General features: G+C 59.6%; 15 protein-coding genes. 4 read left to right on the top strand and 11 right to left on the bottom strand.

All coding sequences use genetic code 11. The features are described from left to right. Window positions 1-65: 65 nt before the first annotated feature. Window positions 66-1,151 carry a TFIIB-type zinc finger domain-containing protein gene (locus tag E4662_RS02955; protein WP_136439766.1) on the bottom strand — a complete coding sequence of 362 codons (1,086 nt, stop codon included), beginning with the start codon at window positions 1,149-1,151 and terminating at the stop codon, window positions 66-68. Between the two features lie 149 nt (window positions 1,152-1,300). Between E4662_RS02955 and E4662_RS02950 the strand changes: the two genes are divergently transcribed. Then, window positions 1,301-1,801, top strand: a complete 501-nt coding sequence (locus E4662_RS02950) for a hypothetical protein (RefSeq protein ID WP_240705100.1) — start codon at window positions 1,301-1,303, stop codon at window positions 1,799-1,801. Window positions 1,802-1,852: 51 nt separating this feature from the next. On the opposite strand, the gene dapA is transcribed toward E4662_RS02950, so the two are convergent. Then, a complete protein-coding gene (dapA, locus tag E4662_RS02945; RefSeq protein WP_136439764.1) occupies window positions 1,853-2,728 on the bottom strand; it encodes a 4-hydroxy-tetrahydrodipicolinate synthase in 876 nt (291 codons plus the stop codon). Between the two features lie 163 nt (window positions 2,729-2,891). Here dapA and E4662_RS02940 point away from each other — a divergent pair, with 163 nt between their 5' ends. Continuing rightward, window positions 2,892-4,838: a lytic transglycosylase domain-containing protein gene (locus tag E4662_RS02940; protein WP_136439763.1), complete on the top strand. Its 1,947-nt coding sequence runs from the start codon at window positions 2,892-2,894 to the stop codon at window positions 4,836-4,838. On the opposite strand, the gene E4662_RS02935 is transcribed toward E4662_RS02940, so the two are convergent. After that, window positions 4,835-5,704, bottom strand: coding sequence for a DMT family transporter (locus E4662_RS02935; RefSeq protein WP_136439762.1), 870 nt, complete (start codon window positions 5,702-5,704; stop codon window positions 4,835-4,837). The two genes, E4662_RS02940 and E4662_RS02935, sit on opposite strands and share 4 nt — an antisense overlap. 1 nt (window position 5,705) lies before the next feature. After that, window positions 5,706-6,371, bottom strand: a complete 666-nt coding sequence (gene mnmC2, locus E4662_RS02930) for a tRNA (5-methylaminomethyl-2-thiouridine)(34)-methyltransferase MnmC2 (RefSeq protein WP_136439761.1) — start codon at window positions 6,369-6,371, stop codon at window positions 5,706-5,708. Window positions 6,372-6,420: 49 nt separating this feature from the next. On the opposite strand from mnmC2, the gene E4662_RS02925 reads away from it, so the two are divergent. Further along, window positions 6,421-7,485: an NAD(P)/FAD-dependent oxidoreductase gene (locus tag E4662_RS02925; protein ID WP_136439760.1), complete on the top strand. Its 1,065-nt coding sequence runs from the start codon at window positions 6,421-6,423 to the stop codon at window positions 7,483-7,485. Here the strand turns inward: E4662_RS02925 and uvrC are convergent. From uvrC to E4662_RS02890, 7 genes are all read right to left on the bottom strand, one after another. Beyond that, window positions 7,470-9,335 carry an excinuclease ABC subunit UvrC gene (gene uvrC, locus E4662_RS02920; protein WP_136439759.1) on the bottom strand — a complete coding sequence of 622 codons (1,866 nt, stop codon included), beginning with the start codon at window positions 9,333-9,335 and terminating at the stop codon, window positions 7,470-7,472. The genes E4662_RS02925 and uvrC overlap by 16 nt on opposite strands. A 298-nt stretch (window positions 9,336-9,633) precedes the next feature. Continuing rightward, window positions 9,634-10,422: an SDR family oxidoreductase gene (locus tag E4662_RS02915; protein WP_136439758.1), complete on the bottom strand. Its 789-nt coding sequence runs from the start codon at window positions 10,420-10,422 to the stop codon at window positions 9,634-9,636. A 9-nt stretch (window positions 10,423-10,431) separates the two neighbouring features. Beyond that, window positions 10,432-11,379 (bottom strand): calcium/sodium antiporter, encoded by a 948-nt coding sequence (locus tag E4662_RS02910; protein WP_136439757.1) that lies wholly within the window; start codon window positions 11,377-11,379, stop codon window positions 10,432-10,434. A gap of 1 nt (window position 11,380) precedes the next feature. Next, window positions 11,381-11,560, bottom strand: coding sequence for a hypothetical protein (locus E4662_RS24280; protein ID WP_136439756.1), 180 nt, complete (start codon window positions 11,558-11,560; stop codon window positions 11,381-11,383). Between the two features lies 1 nt (window position 11,561). After that, complete coding sequence (locus tag E4662_RS02900) at window positions 11,562-12,359, bottom strand: S49 family peptidase (protein WP_136439755.1); 798 nt, start codon at window positions 12,357-12,359, stop codon at window positions 11,562-11,564. 168 nt (window positions 12,360-12,527) lie between these two features. Further along, on the bottom strand, window positions 12,528-12,971 hold the full coding sequence (locus tag E4662_RS02895) for a MaoC family dehydratase (protein WP_136439754.1): 444 nt from the start codon (window positions 12,969-12,971) through the stop codon (window positions 12,528-12,530). A gap of 103 nt (window positions 12,972-13,074) precedes the next feature. Next, a complete protein-coding gene (locus E4662_RS02890) occupies window positions 13,075-13,947 on the bottom strand; it encodes a TIGR01459 family HAD-type hydrolase (RefSeq protein ID WP_136439753.1) in 873 nt (290 codons plus the stop codon). A gap of 172 nt (window positions 13,948-14,119) precedes the next feature. On the opposite strand from E4662_RS02890, the gene E4662_RS02885 reads away from it, so the two are divergent. Continuing rightward, window positions 14,120-14,599, top strand: coding sequence for a UPF0262 family protein (locus E4662_RS02885; protein ID WP_136439752.1), 480 nt, complete (start codon window positions 14,120-14,122; stop codon window positions 14,597-14,599).

Raw genomic sequence — 14,599 nt, 5'->3', positions numbered from 1 at the left:
GAGCGCTCCTCCTGGAAAATGTTTGCGCTAACTATCCTCTGGAAGGGCATGCTGACAAGTCCTGTTTATTGGTTCATCGCGACGAAGTATCCGATTGTTCCAGCGACGATCAGTCCGACCAGCACTGCAAAGGCGATCTTCCATGCGGAGTAAGGACGCTCCCCTTGTACGCGCCCGGTGCGCCCGTTCACCACAAAACGATAGCTTTTGCCCTGGTATTTGTAGGCGGCGAGCCAGACCGGGAGCAGGACATGTTTGAAGGTGATGGCACTCACCTCCGTGTCCACGTGATGAATGCGTTGGCGATCGCCGCCAATGTCGAATTTCACGTCGCGGCGGATGACCTGATCCATATGGGCACGGGCCTCCTGAAAGCCTTCGTCCAGATCAACTTGATACCCCTCGGCCCGGAAACCGGCGAGGTATTCGGGCTGATAGGGCTCCATGGCTGCCAGATCCCAGGGCTCCAGCGCATCTGTGAACCGTTTCGGCAATGATTGGGAGGCGAGGACCAGAATGTCGTCAAAGAACCGGCTGACATGCCCGGATTTTGGTGACCACCGGATTTTCTGCACGCGCTGGGTTTCCATCTTGCCGTCGCGCATGACCTGACGGGTCTCGTAGTAGACGGTGCCGCGCTCCCCCCGGTAATCGCTCTCCGTCTGCGCATCGAACGTCCAATAGGGCACATAGATGCCCGTCATCTTGCGCCCCTTGCGGGCGTATTCCTGCAAGCCATTTGGTGCAAACCACAACCCGCCCAGCCATTCCGTCATGGCGTCACGGGCATTTCCCTCTTCCAATGCAAAAGGCAACAGGCCGCGCGGTTTGATATGCCGGTGTGCGCCGGTGTCGGTGACAAGAGGGGTTGCGCAAAAGGGGCATTCCACCGCGTGAACATCGGGATCAAACTCGATCTGGGCGGCGCAGTTCGGGCATTTGGAAACACGGGTTTCTTCAATGTCCTGCAAAGGCAGGAGATTGTTCATCGCAGCCTTGAAATCCAGTTCCTTGATGCTGCCTTTCCAGGGGCCGGTTTCCGCAACTTCCTGCGTATTGCCGCAGTGATCACAGACCAACATGCCGGCATCCGGGTCAAAACGAAAATCCGCGCCACATTGGTCGCAGGGGAAACGATGCTCTTCGGTCATACTGGGCCTCTTTGGCGTTCAGGAGCACCCTACCGCTTGGTTGGGCCATGCAAAAGAGGGGCGTTTTCGACTTGCGAAAAATACCCTACCCTGCGCGCATGAATCGCTTTTTTGCATGTCTTTTTGCGCTTTTGTCTGGCGCGCCGCTGGTGGCTGAACCCGTGACCTATCGCTTTCAATGGCAGGGAGCGGATGGGTACTCGATGACAGGAGCGATGTCGTTTGATCGCAGCCTGATAGCGGAACGCGTGATCCGTGAAGGCGATGTAGCCTGTTTTCACATCGACGGTTTTTTCGAAGGGCAACAGATCGGGCGCTGGGCGCTGACCATGCTGCATGAGCGCACATCCTGGCGGCTTCATTTTGTGCCGCGCGAAGAGGCGTTTGTTGTTGAGGGACGGGGCATTCCGATGCCTCAGGCCTGGAACATGAACGGGGCCGGGGATGACTGCGGCGAGGGCGGTTTCGGGTTCAATCTTGGTAATCTCGGCCAGGACTTCTGCCGCAACGATGAGCCGCTGTTTGCGTCCCGGATTGATCCGTTCACGCCGTTTCCGGCGATTCGCGATGATCAGTATGAGATGCCAGCCGACGCCTGTCCGGGGCCACCGGTGATTGGGCTTTTGGATTTGCCGCAAACGCATTCATGAAAAAGGGCGGGGTCAAACCCCGCCCTCCAGGCTGCCTCGCCTATTGATGTCTTAGTTGAGCAGACCCGCATGGCGCAGGCCCGCGTCGAGCAGGGCGCGCGTCGGCTCTGTGACCGGCATCAGCGGCAGCCGCGTTTCTTCCGCGCACAGGCCCAGCTTCGACATGGCGTATTTCGCGCCATTGAGACCCGGCTCGGTGAAGATCGCGCGGTGCAGCGGCATCAGGCGATCCTGAATGGTCAGGGCCTTGGCAAAATCGCCGTCGAGACAGGCCGTCTGCAGCTCCGAGCACAGGCGCGGTGCGACATTGGCCGTCACGGAAATGCAGCCGACTCCGCCCTGCGCGTTGAACCCGTGGGCGGTTGCATCCTCGCCAGAGACCTGGATGAAGTCCGTTCCGCAGGTGATCCGCTGGGCGCAGACGCGGGCGAGATCACCCGTGGCGTCCTTGACCCCGACAATGCGCGGCAGCTTCGCCAGCTCACCCATCGTTTCCGGTGTCATGTCCACCACGGACCGGCCCGGGATGTTGTAGATGACAATCGGAATCTCGGCGCAGTCATGCACAGCCTTGAAATGCGCATAAAGACCGGCCTGAGTCGGCTTGTTGTAATACGGCGTCACCACAAGAGCCCCATCAGCCCCGACTTTCGCGGCATATTGGGTAAAGCGCACGGCTTCTTCGGTGTTGTTGGACCCGGCCCCGGCAATCACCGGAATACGCCCGGCCACGGCCTTTACCACGCAGGCGATGACTTCTTCATGCTCCGCATGGGTCAGCGTGGGGCTCTCGCCTGTGGTGCCGACCGGGACAAGCCCGTGCGAGCCTTCGGCAATGTGCCATTCGACCAGCCGTTTGAGCGTGTCGAAATCCACTGCGCCGTCTTTCAACGGCGTGACCAGTGCAGGCATAGACCCTTTGAACATGACACGCTCTCCTATCTTGGTTTGTTGTTCAGTCGTCTTTCAGAGGATTTCCGCCGACCCAAAGCGATTGTGAGTTGAAGGGTCCTCCATGAAGGATATCCTTCACAAAAGCGGTACTCCCTGAGGGCCGTCTATCTCTGTTTGACAAGGAAATTGCAACCTCATGTCGCGCCTTCTGGCTATTCTGATTGTTCTGTTTATCCCTTTCTCCGCGATGGCTGACCGCAGCGGGCAGGCGCTTGCCCGTGCGATGGAGGCGATGCGTGACGGCAACTGGGCCAAGGCCCGAATCGAAGCACGCGGAGACGGGCAGGCGGCGGTGGATGTTGTGCTCTGGCATGCGCTGCGCGCCGGGCGCGGTGATCCGGTAGAAGTTCAGGACTTCATCGCGCGAAATCCGGATTGGCCGGGCATGGCTTATCTCAAGGAAAAAAGCGAAGTGGTGATGTCCGAGGCATCACTGAGTGAGATTCGCGCTTTCTTTGCCGATCATGTGCCGCAGACGGGAGCCGGGGCGCTGGCACTGGCCCGGGCGCATCAGGCAGAGGGCGAGGACGGCATCGCGGCGGCAGACATTGTTCTGGCTTGGCGTACTCTTTCCCTATCCGGAGACGAACGCCGCGCCTTTCTGAGCAACTGGAAGACGGTGTTGAAGGATCACCACACGGCGCGGCTCGACATGGCGCTTTGGAAGGGGTGGAGTTCCAATGCGGGGGCCATGGTGCCTCTCGTGGAAGACGGTTGGCGCAAGTTGGCCGAAGCGCGCTTGGCGCTGCGCAACAATGATGGCGGCGTGGATGGCAAGATCACGGCGGTGCCGACGGCTTTGGCCGATCATCCCGGCCTCGCCTTCGAGCGCTTCCTTTGGCGGGTGCGCAAGAACCGGGACAAGGATGCAATTGCGCTGCTTCTTGAGCGGTCGATCAGCGCCGAGGCCTTGGGCGAGCCCTGGGCCTGGGCCCGCGCGCGGCGAGATCTGGCGCGCGAGCGCATGCGCGATGGCGCGGTGCTCGAAGCCTACAGAATTGCGTCGACCCATTACCTTGTGGAAGGCTCCGACTTTGCCGATCTGGAATGGTTGTCCGGCTATCTGGCGTTGCGGTTCCTGGACCGGGCGGATCTGGCGGAGGTGCATTTCAAACGCTTCCGCGAAGCCATCTGGACGCCGATTTCCGTGGGCCGTGCAGGCTATTGGCAAGGGCGAGCGTTTGAGGCGCAGGGCAAGATGGCAGAAGCGGCAGCGGCCTATGCCGAAGGGGCGGAGTTTCAAACCTCGTTTTATGGCCTGCTTGCCGCTGAACGCGCCGGGATCGCCCCGAACCCAGCCTTGGCCGGAACCGAGGAATTTCCCGATTGGCGCCAGGCCGATTTTACCAAAACCGCAGTCTTTGATGCCGCCATTTTGTTGCTGGCGGCGGGTGAAACCTCGCTGGGGGAACGGTTTCTGACCCACATTGCCGAAGGTCTTGACCGGACGGGCATGGGGCAGATGGGCAAGATGCTCGAAGATCTCAACCGCCCGCACATCCAGGTTATGCTTGGCAAACGCGCCGCGAAGTTCGGGATCGAATTGCCGGGGCCTTATTACGCGCTGCATCCGAAAATTACCGGCCCGGAGTTTCCTGTCCCCAAAGAGCTTGTCCTGTCCATCGCGCGGCGCGAGTCTGAATTTGACCCGGTGGTGATCTCCGGTGCCGGTGCGCGCGGCTTCATGCAGTTGATGCCGGGCACGGCGCGTGATGTGTCGGGTTGGCTCGGCCTCGAATACAGTCTCGACAGGCTGCTGACTGATCCGTCTTACAACGCAACCCTTGGGGCGGCCTATCTTGCCAATCTTGCGGAGCGATTTGACGGCAATGCAGTGATGATGGCGGCAGGTTACAACGCGGGGCCGGGGCGCCCGATCAGGTGGATGGAGCGGTTCGGCGATCCGCGCAAAGGCGAAGTCGATGTGATCGACTGGATCGAGTTTATCCCTTTCGATGAGACGCGGAACTATGTGATGCGCGTCACCGAAAGCCTGCCGGTCTATCGGGCACGTCTGGGAAAATCCCCGCATCCCGTGCCGTTCAGCGAAGAACTCACCGGCAAGACCCTGCAGGCGAACTAACCTTCGGCCTGCCGTGCGCGCCACAAAGTGAATAGCCCTGCGGCGATGATCAGGGACACGCCAAAAGCCACATTCGTGCGTATCGTCTCGCCAAACACGAGGATTCCAAGGATGCTGGCAAAGACGAGTTGCAGGTAGGCGAAGGGCTGAACCGAACTGGCTTCGGCCACTTCGTAGGCTTTGATCAGCGTGAAATGCCCGGCAACTCCGGTGATGCACAGGCACAGCATCCAGCCCCAATCCGTCGTGCTCATGGGCACCCAGAACCAGATGCCGATCAGGCTAGACACCACCATGCCCACGGTGCCGGTATAGAAAAACGACGTCTCCGCGCTGTCGGTGCGAGCGACAAAGCGCGTGAGCAGTCCGTAGAGCGCAAACATCAATGCCGAGCCGAGCGGGATCACAGCGTAGGGCGAGAAAACTCCGCCCGATGGTTGCAGGATGATCACCACCCCGACAAAGCCCACGGCAATCGCCGTCCACCGCCGCCAACCAACGTTTTCGCCCAGCACAGGCCCGGAAAGGGCCGCCACCAGCAGCGGATAGCAGGCGAAAACAGCGTGGCTTTCAACAAGGCCCAGGAAGACAAAGCCGATCACCATCGTGTTGATTTCGACCACCAGCAAGGCTGCGCGAAAGATCTGGACCCAAGGCACGCCAGAGCGCGCCGCTTTTCGCAATCCGCCCGTTTGCCGCTTGGCAAGTGCAAGGACAAAGGCGGCAAAGAACCAATAGCGGATCATCACCACCATCATCGTGTTGTATTCGGCGGCCAAGTGTCGGGAGAGACCATCCTGCACGGCAAAAATGAAGGTGGTCAGCACCATCAGCCAGATGCCCAAAGTCTGGTTTTGCTGCGCCATGTTAGAGTTTCCGGGCTTGGGTCATATGCCGCTTGCGGCCGTAGCCAGGTGTGCGTGTCACGGTGAAACCGGCATCGGCCAATCCTCTACGCACATGGCCTGCTGCGGTGTATGTCGCCGCCGTGCCGCTTGGCGCCGTGTGATCAAACACCGCCTGCATAAGTTCGGGCGACCACAGTTCCGGGTTTTTGGCGGGGGAAAAACCATCGAGAAACCAGGCGTCTGCCGCGCCCTGCCAAAGCGGCAGCATCTCGCGCGCGTCCCCTTCGATCATCTCAAAGTGCAGGTCTGGCAGTGTGATCTGCCGTATATCCTCCATCCAGAAGGGAGCCAGATCTTTGGCAACTGCCGCGACTTCCGGGAACGCCGCCTGCGCGCGGATCATCTCTTCGCCGTACAGGGGGAAGGCTTCAAAGGTTGTGAACCGCAGCACGCCCTCCTGCCCTGTTTCCCGCCACAGGCTCAAGGCGGCCAGCAGGTTCATCCCTGTCCCGAACCCCAGTTCGGCGATATGAAAACCTCCCGAAAACCGCGCAGGCAGGTCGTTTCCGTCCAGAAACACATGCCGCGTTTCCGCCAGTCCGTTTTCCAGCGAATAATAGGGATCGTCAAAACGGGTCGAGACCGGAACCTCGCCACGCCAATCCAAAGCGCACTGGTCTGTCATGGGAAATCCTTTTAGGAGTTGCCCCGAGTTGTGCAGGCAGGGGACGGCAATGGCAAGCGTCGATGTAACGGTGCGCGGAGCGGGTGCTTTCGGTTTGTCCATCGCCTGGGCCTGCGTTTTGCGCGGCGCGCGGGTGCGCGTGGTGGATCCAAATGGGCCGGGTGCGGGGTCTTCGGGCGGCGTGGTTGGCGCTCTGGCCCCGCATGTGCCGGAGAACTGGAACCCCAAGAAAGCCTTTCAGCTCGAAAGCCTGCTCATGGCAGAGACCTTCTGGGCCGGTGTCGAATCTGCTGGCGGGGTGTCATCCGGTTATGGACGCCTTGGGCGGCTGCAATCTGTCATGGACGACAACGGCCTGACGCTGGCGCGGAGGCGCGGTGAGAACGCCAAAGACCTTTGGCAAGGCAAGGCGCACTGGAGTGTGATCAAGACCGAGGATGCTGGCCCGTTCGCGCCCTCAAGCCCGACCGGCCTGCTGATCCATGACACGCTTAGCGCCCGTCTGCATCCACGCCGGGCCTGTGATGCGCTGGTTGCCGCTTTGCGAACCAAGGGGGCACAGATCGTAACCGAAGCGCCTGATGAAGGGGCCGTTGTCTGGGCAACGGGCTGGCAGGGGCTGCTCGATCTGAATGCCGAATTTGGCCGCAAGATCGGCGATGGGGTCAAGGGGCAGGCTTTGCTGCTCGCGTTTGACACCAAAGACGCGCCGCAACTGTTCCCGGGCGGTTTGCATATTATTCCTCATGCGGATGGCACCGTGGCCATCGGCTCCACCTCCGAGCGGGAGTTCGATGACCCGCAGGCCACGGATGCCGCCTGCGATGATCTGCACGCACGCGCGATCGAAGCGCTGCCCATACTGGAAAAGGCACAGGTGCTGAGGCGCTGGGCAGGCGTGCGTCCGCGCGCGCGCAGCCGAGCACCGTTGCTTGGCCCTTGGATTGGACGAGAGGGACATTTCATCGCCAATGGCGGATTCAAGATCGGCTTCGGCATGGCCCCCAAAGCGGCTGAAGTTATGGCTGATCTTGTCCTTGAGGGGCGTGACGGCATCCCACAAGGCTTCCACACTGATGAACTCTTGAAAAAGCCTGATCAGCCTCTTTCGTGAAAGAAGGCATAGATCCGCTCCGCCAGCGACTCCGACACACCGTCCACGGCCTTGAGATCCGCAAGGTTGGCGCGGCTGACGGCTTTGGCGGAGCCGAAATGCGCCAGAAGTGAGCGTTTGCGGGCACCGCCGACCCCTGAGATTTCATCCAGCGGATTCTTCATGTTGGACTTGGCACGCTTCGCCCGATGCGTGCCGATGGCAAACCGGTGCGCTTCATCGCGCAAGCGCTGGACAAAGTAGAGCACCGGATCGTTGTGGCGCAATGCAAAGGGACGTTCACCGGTGCGGTAGAATTCTTCCTTCCCGGCGTCACGGTCGATCCCTTTTGCTACGCCGACAAACGGCAGATCGGCCACGCCGTGTTCGGCCATGATCTCTGCCACCGCTGAAACCTGCCCTGCGCCCCCATCAATCAGCATCAGGTCGGGCCACAGCCCTTTCGTACGATCCGGGTCTTCCTTCAACAGACGTTTCAACCGGCGGTTCAGCACCTCTTTCATCATGCCGAAGTCGTCCCCCGGAGTCAGGTCTTCACCGCGGATGTTGAACTTGCGGTATTGGTTCTTCATGAACCCATCCGGCCCCGCCACGATCATGCCGCCCACCGCGTTGGTGCCCTGAATGTGGCTGTTGTCGTAGACCTCGATCCGCTCCGGCGGCCCATCCAGACCAAAGGCTTCGGCCAATCCCCGCAGCAGTTTGGCCTGTGTCGCGCTTTCGGACATGCGCCGGGCGAGGCTTTCGCGGGCGTTCCGCAATGCCCCGTCCACAAGCTCGGATTTCTCGCCCCGTTGCGGAACCGTGATCTCGACCTTGCGCCCCAGCTTGCCGCTAAGCGCCTCACACATGAGGTCCGCGTCTTCGATCCCATGTGACAGAAGAAGCAAGCGCGGCGGCTCTTTTTGATCGTAGAACTGCCCGATAAAAGCTTCCATGACTTCGGCTGCATTTACGTCCGCGCCCACACGGGGGTAAAAATCCTGATTGCCCCAGTTCTGGTTCGCCCGGATAAAGAAAACCTGCACACAGGCCTGTCCATTCTCCATATGGAGCGCAATGATGTCCGCCTCGGCAACGGTCTGCGGATTGATGCCTTGCGCGGTCTGAACCTGCGTCAGCGCGCGGATGCGGTCACGCAGCGCGGCGGCGCGTTCGAACTCCATTGCCTCGGAGGCTTCAGCCATTTGCGTTGCGAGCGCCTCCTGAATCTCCGTCGACTTGCCAGAGAGGAAACGCTGGGAGTCTTTCACGGCCTTCGCATACTCGGCCTCGCTGATCTTGCCCACACAGGGGCCGGAGCAGCGCTTGATCTGGAACTGCAGGCAAGGCCGTGTGCGGGTCTCGAACATGGAGTCCGTGCAGTTGCGCAGTTGGAACCCTTTTTGAAGCTGGTTCAGCACCCGATTGACCGCGCCAGCGCTGGCAAAGGGGCCATAGTAGCTGCCGCCTTCCTTCTTCGCGCCGCGATGTTTCTTGATCATCGGAAAGGGGTGATCTGTAACAAGGATATTAGGGAAGCTCTTGTCGTCGCGCAGCAGCACGTTGAACTTCGGTTTGAGCTGTTTGATCAGGTTCTGTTCAAGCAGCAACGCCTCGGTTTCCGTCCGCGTCGTCAGAAACATCATCGACGCAGTCTCGGAAATCATGCGCTCGATTCGTCGGGAGTGCTGCGCCGAAGGGCGCGAATAGCTGCTCACCCGGTTGCGCAGATTGCGCGCCTTGCCGACGTATAGAATACGGGATTGCTCATCGAGCATCCGGTACACGCCGGGACTGCTGTCCAGCGTCTTGAGATAGTCCTGAATGACGGCATAGCCCTTTCGGACCGGGGGCGCGGAGTCTGCCATGGCTTCCTTTGCGTCAGCGTCTGATTCTTCGTCCCGTCTGCAATGACCGGGGGTTCTTATCAAGACTTATAACATCCACTGAAACTGTGGATAACTCTGTAGGTGAATTGTCGGCAGTGATGAATTTCCCTTGTTTTTAACGGGTTTCAAGCAATTGCCTAAAAAATGAGCAAACATTTAGGCGTTTGAAAATAAAGGAAAAAAAGTTAACGTTCTGCCAAGTCATTGAGAAAATTAATGTTTTTGTAACGCTTTTGTTAAGAATTCGTGACCGGTGCAAAACTTGCGCGAGCAATACCTATTCAACACCCAGCACGTCCGGCGTCTCCCAGGCCAGATGCTGCCCGCCATCCACGCACAACAGCTGCCCTGTGATCGCCGAAGCGTCGAGAAAATACCCCAGCGCTGCCGTGATATCCGCCGGATTGGCTCCCCGTTTGAGAACGGTTGCCGCGCGTTGGCGGGAAAACTGTTCGGCGGACTGGTTCTCGCCTTGCAAGGTCGGGCCGGGACCGATCGCGTTGACACGAACGCGCGGTGCGAACCCCTGCGCGGCGGTCTGAGTCAGCGCCCAGAGGCCCATCTTGGCAATTGTGTAACTGGCGAAGTGCGGGGTCAGTTTGCGGACCCTCTGGTCAATCATGTTCAGGATCAATCCCTGCGCCACCGGTTCCCCCAGATCATCCTGAACGGGATCCGGTACCTGTGCCTCGAATGCCTGCGACAGGACAAACGGAGCGCGCAGGTTGCTTTCCATATGCCGGTCCCAGCTTTCGCGGGTGCCATTGCGGTGTGTGTCATGTTCGAAAATTGATGCGTTGTTTATCAGCAGGGTGAGAGGCCCACCGAGCGCCTCGGCTGCGCGCTGGACAAGCGTTTGTGTTTCGCTTTCATTCAGCAGGTCCGCTTGCACAGTGATGGCTTGGCGGCCTTTGCGCCGGATGGCGTCAGCCGTGTCCTCCGCGTCGGAGGCCGATCCTACATAGTGAACAGCGACATCATACCCGCGATCTGCAGCATAGAGCGCCATGGCGCGACCCAGACGCTTGGCCCCGCCGGTGATCAGGGCACGTTTCGACTCTGGCATGTTTTCTCCTTACGCGATCAGCACAACTGACACGTAAAGGACATAGACCGCCGTGAGGCCAAGTCCCCACATTCTGTTCAAATCTTTGCCCAGATAGACGAAGGGGATCAGAACCAGCGACGCGGCCAGCATCACCCAAAGGTCAAAGCGCAGAAACGCCGGGTCAACTGGCATGGGTTTGATCATGGCAGCAACGCCGATGATCGCCAGGAGATTGAACAGGTTGGAGCCGATCACGTTGCCGATGGCCACGTCAGCCTGCCGCCGGATCGCGGCCATGACGGTTGTGGCCAGTTCCGGCAGAGAGGTCCCGATGGCCACCAGTGTCAGGCCGATCACGGTGTCGGAAACGCCGTACATCAGCGCGATCTCCCGCGCGCTATCGACCAGCAGGTTGGCCCCGAACGGCAGGCCGATCATGCCAAGCAGCAGGAAAACCGCGATTTTCCAGCCTGGCATGTCCGGATCAGCCCCCTCCGGCTCTTCCAGATCGTCAGGCTCACCGTTCTTGCGGTGTCGCAATCCGTCGCGGACAGCCATTGTCAGGAAGGCTGCGAGAACGACCAGGAGGATGAACGCGGCAAAGCGGTCAAAGACGCCTCGGCTGGCCAAAGCGATGAACAACGCGGTTGCGCCCATCATCTGGATATAGCTGCGGCGGCTGTCGCATTCGGATGTGTGCATCACGGCGATCAAGGCTGGAACACCCAGAACCAGCAGCACGTTAGCCGTGTTGGAGCCAACAACGTTGCCTAAGGCAATCCCGGGCACGCCCTCCAGTGCGGCATCAATCGAGATCAGCAACTCCGGAGCGGAGGTGCCGAAGGCAACAATGGTCAAACTGACGATCAAGGCCGGTATGCCGATGCGAAGGCTCAGGTTCACCGCGCCCTTGACCAAAGCGTCTCCTGCCAGGAGCAAGATCACCAACCCCAGTATCGCGTATGCAAAGACCATCTCAGCCCTTTTTTCCGGTTTTTCCTGCACCGCAGGAGCAGGGGCCTTTGCCAATGCGGAAGCGACCACATTTCTTGCAACGGGCATCTTGCAGCCTCTGCTGCCCCGGCACCCGCAGCTTGCCAAACATGGCAAGCACGGCGATGAACACCAGGAAGAGAGAGACCGCCTTGATCAGCATGTCAGAGGCCGAACCGCGCGAATTCGGCGCGCTCCTCGATCTCGTTCAGGGCGCCCTGCGCCATGGACAGGCCAATGCGCGGGAAAAGCGGTTTCTTCTGTGCCAGACGGCGGAACTTCACCTTGTCGCCAAACTGCTCTTTCATCTTGGGAACAAGATGGCCAACACCGTCAGCAAGCCCTTGCTCGACAGCGTGGCGCCCAATCCAGATTTCGCCGGTGAACAGGTCGGGGTTATCGACCAGTTTGTCACCGCGCGCCGATTTCACGTGTCCGATGAAGTTGTCATGCAATTGGCCGAGCAAACGGTTGAGCCGTGCAACGTCTTCTTCGGTTTCCGGCTTGAACGGGTCCATCATCGATTTGGATTTGCCGGCCGTGTGCACGCGGCGCTCAATGCCTTGGCGTTGCAGGAACACATGCGCGCCAAAACCCGACGAGATCACGCCAATCGAGCCGAGAATGGAGCTTTCGTCTGCCCAGATCTCATCCGCGGCAGACGCCAGCCAATACCCGCCAGACGCGGCCACGTCTTCGACGAAGGCATAAACCGGGACTTCGTTTTCCTTTGCCAGCCGCCGTATGCGCGCACCGATCAGCGAGCTTTGCACCGGCGAGCCGCCCGGAGAGTTGATCTCCAGCGCGACGGCCTTCGGCTTGCCTTTGGTAAAGGCTTTCTCCAGCAGGGAGGCCGTGTTGCGGTCGTTGAGAGAGCCACGCCCGCCCATGCCGATGGCACCCTGCAGGCGCACGACATTGACGACAGGCTTGGATGACAGGAAGGGGATCCAGCGTTTCATAGGCGGTGATGTAGAATGCCGAAGGCGTCGCTACAAGGCCACGGGCAAAAGAAGCTGCCGACGTGGCGCAGCGGCATGTGCGTGATTGCGTGAAAAGGCCCGCACAATCCTGGGCGGATCGACGGGCCTCAAAAGGGTTGGGCTGCGCTGAGGGCGCCTTGGGTTGGATCAGTCGAACTTGCGCGACGGCGCGAGAACCTTTGCTTCGCCGATCAGCACCTTCTTGCCATCAACGGCGCAATGGCAGTCCAGCGTCACCCGGCGCTTGGCGTGGTCGATGTCGACCACCTTGACCTCGGCATAGACCATGTCGCCGGGGCGCACGGGTGCGAGGAACTTCAGTGTTTGCCCCATGTAGACGGTGCCGTGGCCCGGAAGCTGTTCGCCGATGACGGCAGAGATCAGCCCGGCGGTCAGCATGCCGTGCGCGATGCGCCCCTCAAAGATCGTGTCCTGCGCATAGTCGTCATCAAGGTGCACCGGGTTGCGGTCGGTCGACACCTGCGCGAACATTTCAATGTCCTCATCCGTGACGATTTTGCGAAGATGACGAGACATGCCCATCTCGATATCTTCGATACAGATTGTTCCGCGTGGCAGGTTGTCCAACATACCGCCCTCCATGAGACTTCCGCAGGGTAATAAACGCGCGCATTGCAGCGCCTTTGGGAAATTTTATTACTTTGCGGCCGCAGCAAAATCAAGAGCTTTGTGTCTAGGACAGTGTCCCCATGGCAAAGCTCGGATTGATCATTTCCTTTGCAATGTAGTCCTTTAGCGCGTCTGCATCCGGACCCTGCGACGTTTTGGTCTCCGCCCGCGCAAGACCGCCGGTGATGAACAGAGAATCGATGTCCTCGCCCATGGCGCCCCGAATATCCGTTGCCGGACCATCCCCGATCGCCAAAATACCCGCATCAGGCACGCCTTTGCGGTGTTCTGACAGGCGGCGGCGGGCCAGATCGTAGATCGGCGGATGGGGTTTGCCGAAGTACAGGCTCTCCCCGCCCATTTCCGTGTAAAGCTGAGCAACCGCCCCGGCGCAGAACTCCCGCGTCTCGCCCCGGTCAACGACGATATCGGGGTTGGCGCAGAGCAGTTTCATGCCTTTTTGCTTGGCGAAGAGCAGTTGCGGTCGATACACATCCGGCTCTGCATGGGGATCTTCCGGTCCGCAACAGACGATGCCTTCGGCCTCTTCAAATGGCACGCGGGTAATCTCAGTCGGATTTTCGAGTATGTTCAGCGGTTCAAAAAACGGCAGATCGTGCTCTTGGCCCATGAACCAGACCTTTTCTCCAACAACGCCCCGGAACATCGCCGAGCGGGCGCTGTCGCCAGAAGAGGCGATGTCGTCGTATGCGTCCTTGGGGATTTCAAAGAACTCCAACTGTTTCGCAACACCATGCCGGGAGCGGGGAGAGTTGGTGACGAGGATCACGGCACCACCACGCTGTCGGTAGCTGACAAGGGCTTCGACAGCGGATGGAATGGCCTTCTTGCCGTTGTGCACACATCCCCAAAGATCGACAAACAACGCTTCATAGCGGTCCGAAATTTCGGAAAGTGCGGTGATGATCTGCGTCATGGTCCTGTCCTTACATATTTGGCGACGTTTGGAGCATATGGTGTGCAGAAAAGCCACCCGTGTTCCTTTCTGGACGGGCTGTGGGTGGTTGACGGGACGATACGTACCGGGAATGTTGCCAAACAACCGTGTGGGCTGTTATCAAATGCTGCACCTGCGAAAGATCTTTTAGATGACACACATCGCTCATATCGAACTGGATGACGGTGGCTTGCCTCCGCCGACCCCTGAAATCGAACAGGAACGCCGCGTGGCGATGTTCGATCTCATGGAGGAAAACTCGTTCTCGCTGCCTGTGCGGGACGATCGGGTGGTGCCCAAGGGGCCCTATAATCTCGGCCTGTCGATTCGCGAAAAACGTCTGGTCTTTGATGTCACGACAGAGAATAGTGAGAAGGCGGCAGAGTTTCACCTCTCGCTTTCGCCGTTCCGGCAAGTGGTCAAAGACTATTTCCAGATCTGCAAAAGCTACTTTGACGCCGTCAAGACATTGCCGCCGAGCCAGATCGAAACGATCGACATGGCGCGGCGTGGCATCCATAACGAAGGAGCGCGCATTTTGCAGGAACGTCTGGAGGGCAAGGCTGACATCGACGATGCAACCGCCCGCCGTCTGTTCACCCTGATTTGCGTGTTGCATTTCGGGGGCTGA

This window comes from Pacificoceanicola onchidii (assembly GCF_004804335.1).
GTDB classification, from domain to species: Bacteria; Pseudomonadota; Alphaproteobacteria; order Rhodobacterales; family Rhodobacteraceae; genus Pacificoceanicola; species Pacificoceanicola onchidii.
This window is presented reverse-complemented; position numbering and strand designations above follow the sequence as displayed.

Coding starts and splice junctions, on each gene's coding strand:
- E4662_RS02925 (WP_136439760.1), top strand. CDS start 6,421: ATGGCAAGCGTCGATGTAACGGTGCGCGGAGCGGGTGCTTTCGGTTTG.
- E4662_RS02935 (WP_136439762.1), bottom strand. CDS start 5,704: ATGGCGCAGCAAAACCAGACTTTGGGCATCTGGCTGATGGTGCTGACC.
- E4662_RS02900 (WP_136439755.1), bottom strand. CDS start 12,359: ATGAAACGCTGGATCCCCTTCCTGTCATCCAAGCCTGTCGTCAATGTC.
- E4662_RS02940 (WP_136439763.1), top strand. CDS start 2,892: ATGTCGCGCCTTCTGGCTATTCTGATTGTTCTGTTTATCCCTTTCTCC.
- dapA (WP_136439764.1), bottom strand. CDS start 2,728: ATGTTCAAAGGGTCTATGCCTGCACTGGTCACGCCGTTGAAAGACGGC.
- E4662_RS02895 (WP_136439754.1), bottom strand. CDS start 12,971: ATGTTGGACAACCTGCCACGCGGAACAATCTGTATCGAAGATATCGAG.
- uvrC (WP_136439759.1), bottom strand. CDS start 9,335: ATGGCAGACTCCGCGCCCCCGGTCCGAAAGGGCTATGCCGTCATTCAG.
- E4662_RS02885 (WP_136439752.1), top strand. CDS start 14,120: ATGACACACATCGCTCATATCGAACTGGATGACGGTGGCTTGCCTCCG.
- E4662_RS02890 (WP_136439753.1), bottom strand. CDS start 13,947: ATGACGCAGATCATCACCGCACTTTCCGAAATTTCGGACCGCTATGAA.
- E4662_RS24280 (WP_136439756.1), bottom strand. CDS start 11,560: ATGCTGATCAAGGCGGTCTCTCTCTTCCTGGTGTTCATCGCCGTGCTT.
- E4662_RS02955 (WP_136439766.1), bottom strand. CDS start 1,151: ATGACCGAAGAGCATCGTTTCCCCTGCGACCAATGTGGCGCGGATTTT.
- E4662_RS02910 (WP_136439757.1), bottom strand. CDS start 11,379: ATGGTCTTTGCATACGCGATACTGGGGTTGGTGATCTTGCTCCTGGCA.
- mnmC2 (WP_136439761.1), bottom strand. CDS start 6,371: ATGACAGACCAGTGCGCTTTGGATTGGCGTGGCGAGGTTCCGGTCTCG.
- E4662_RS02915 (WP_136439758.1), bottom strand. CDS start 10,422: ATGCCAGAGTCGAAACGTGCCCTGATCACCGGCGGGGCCAAGCGTCTG.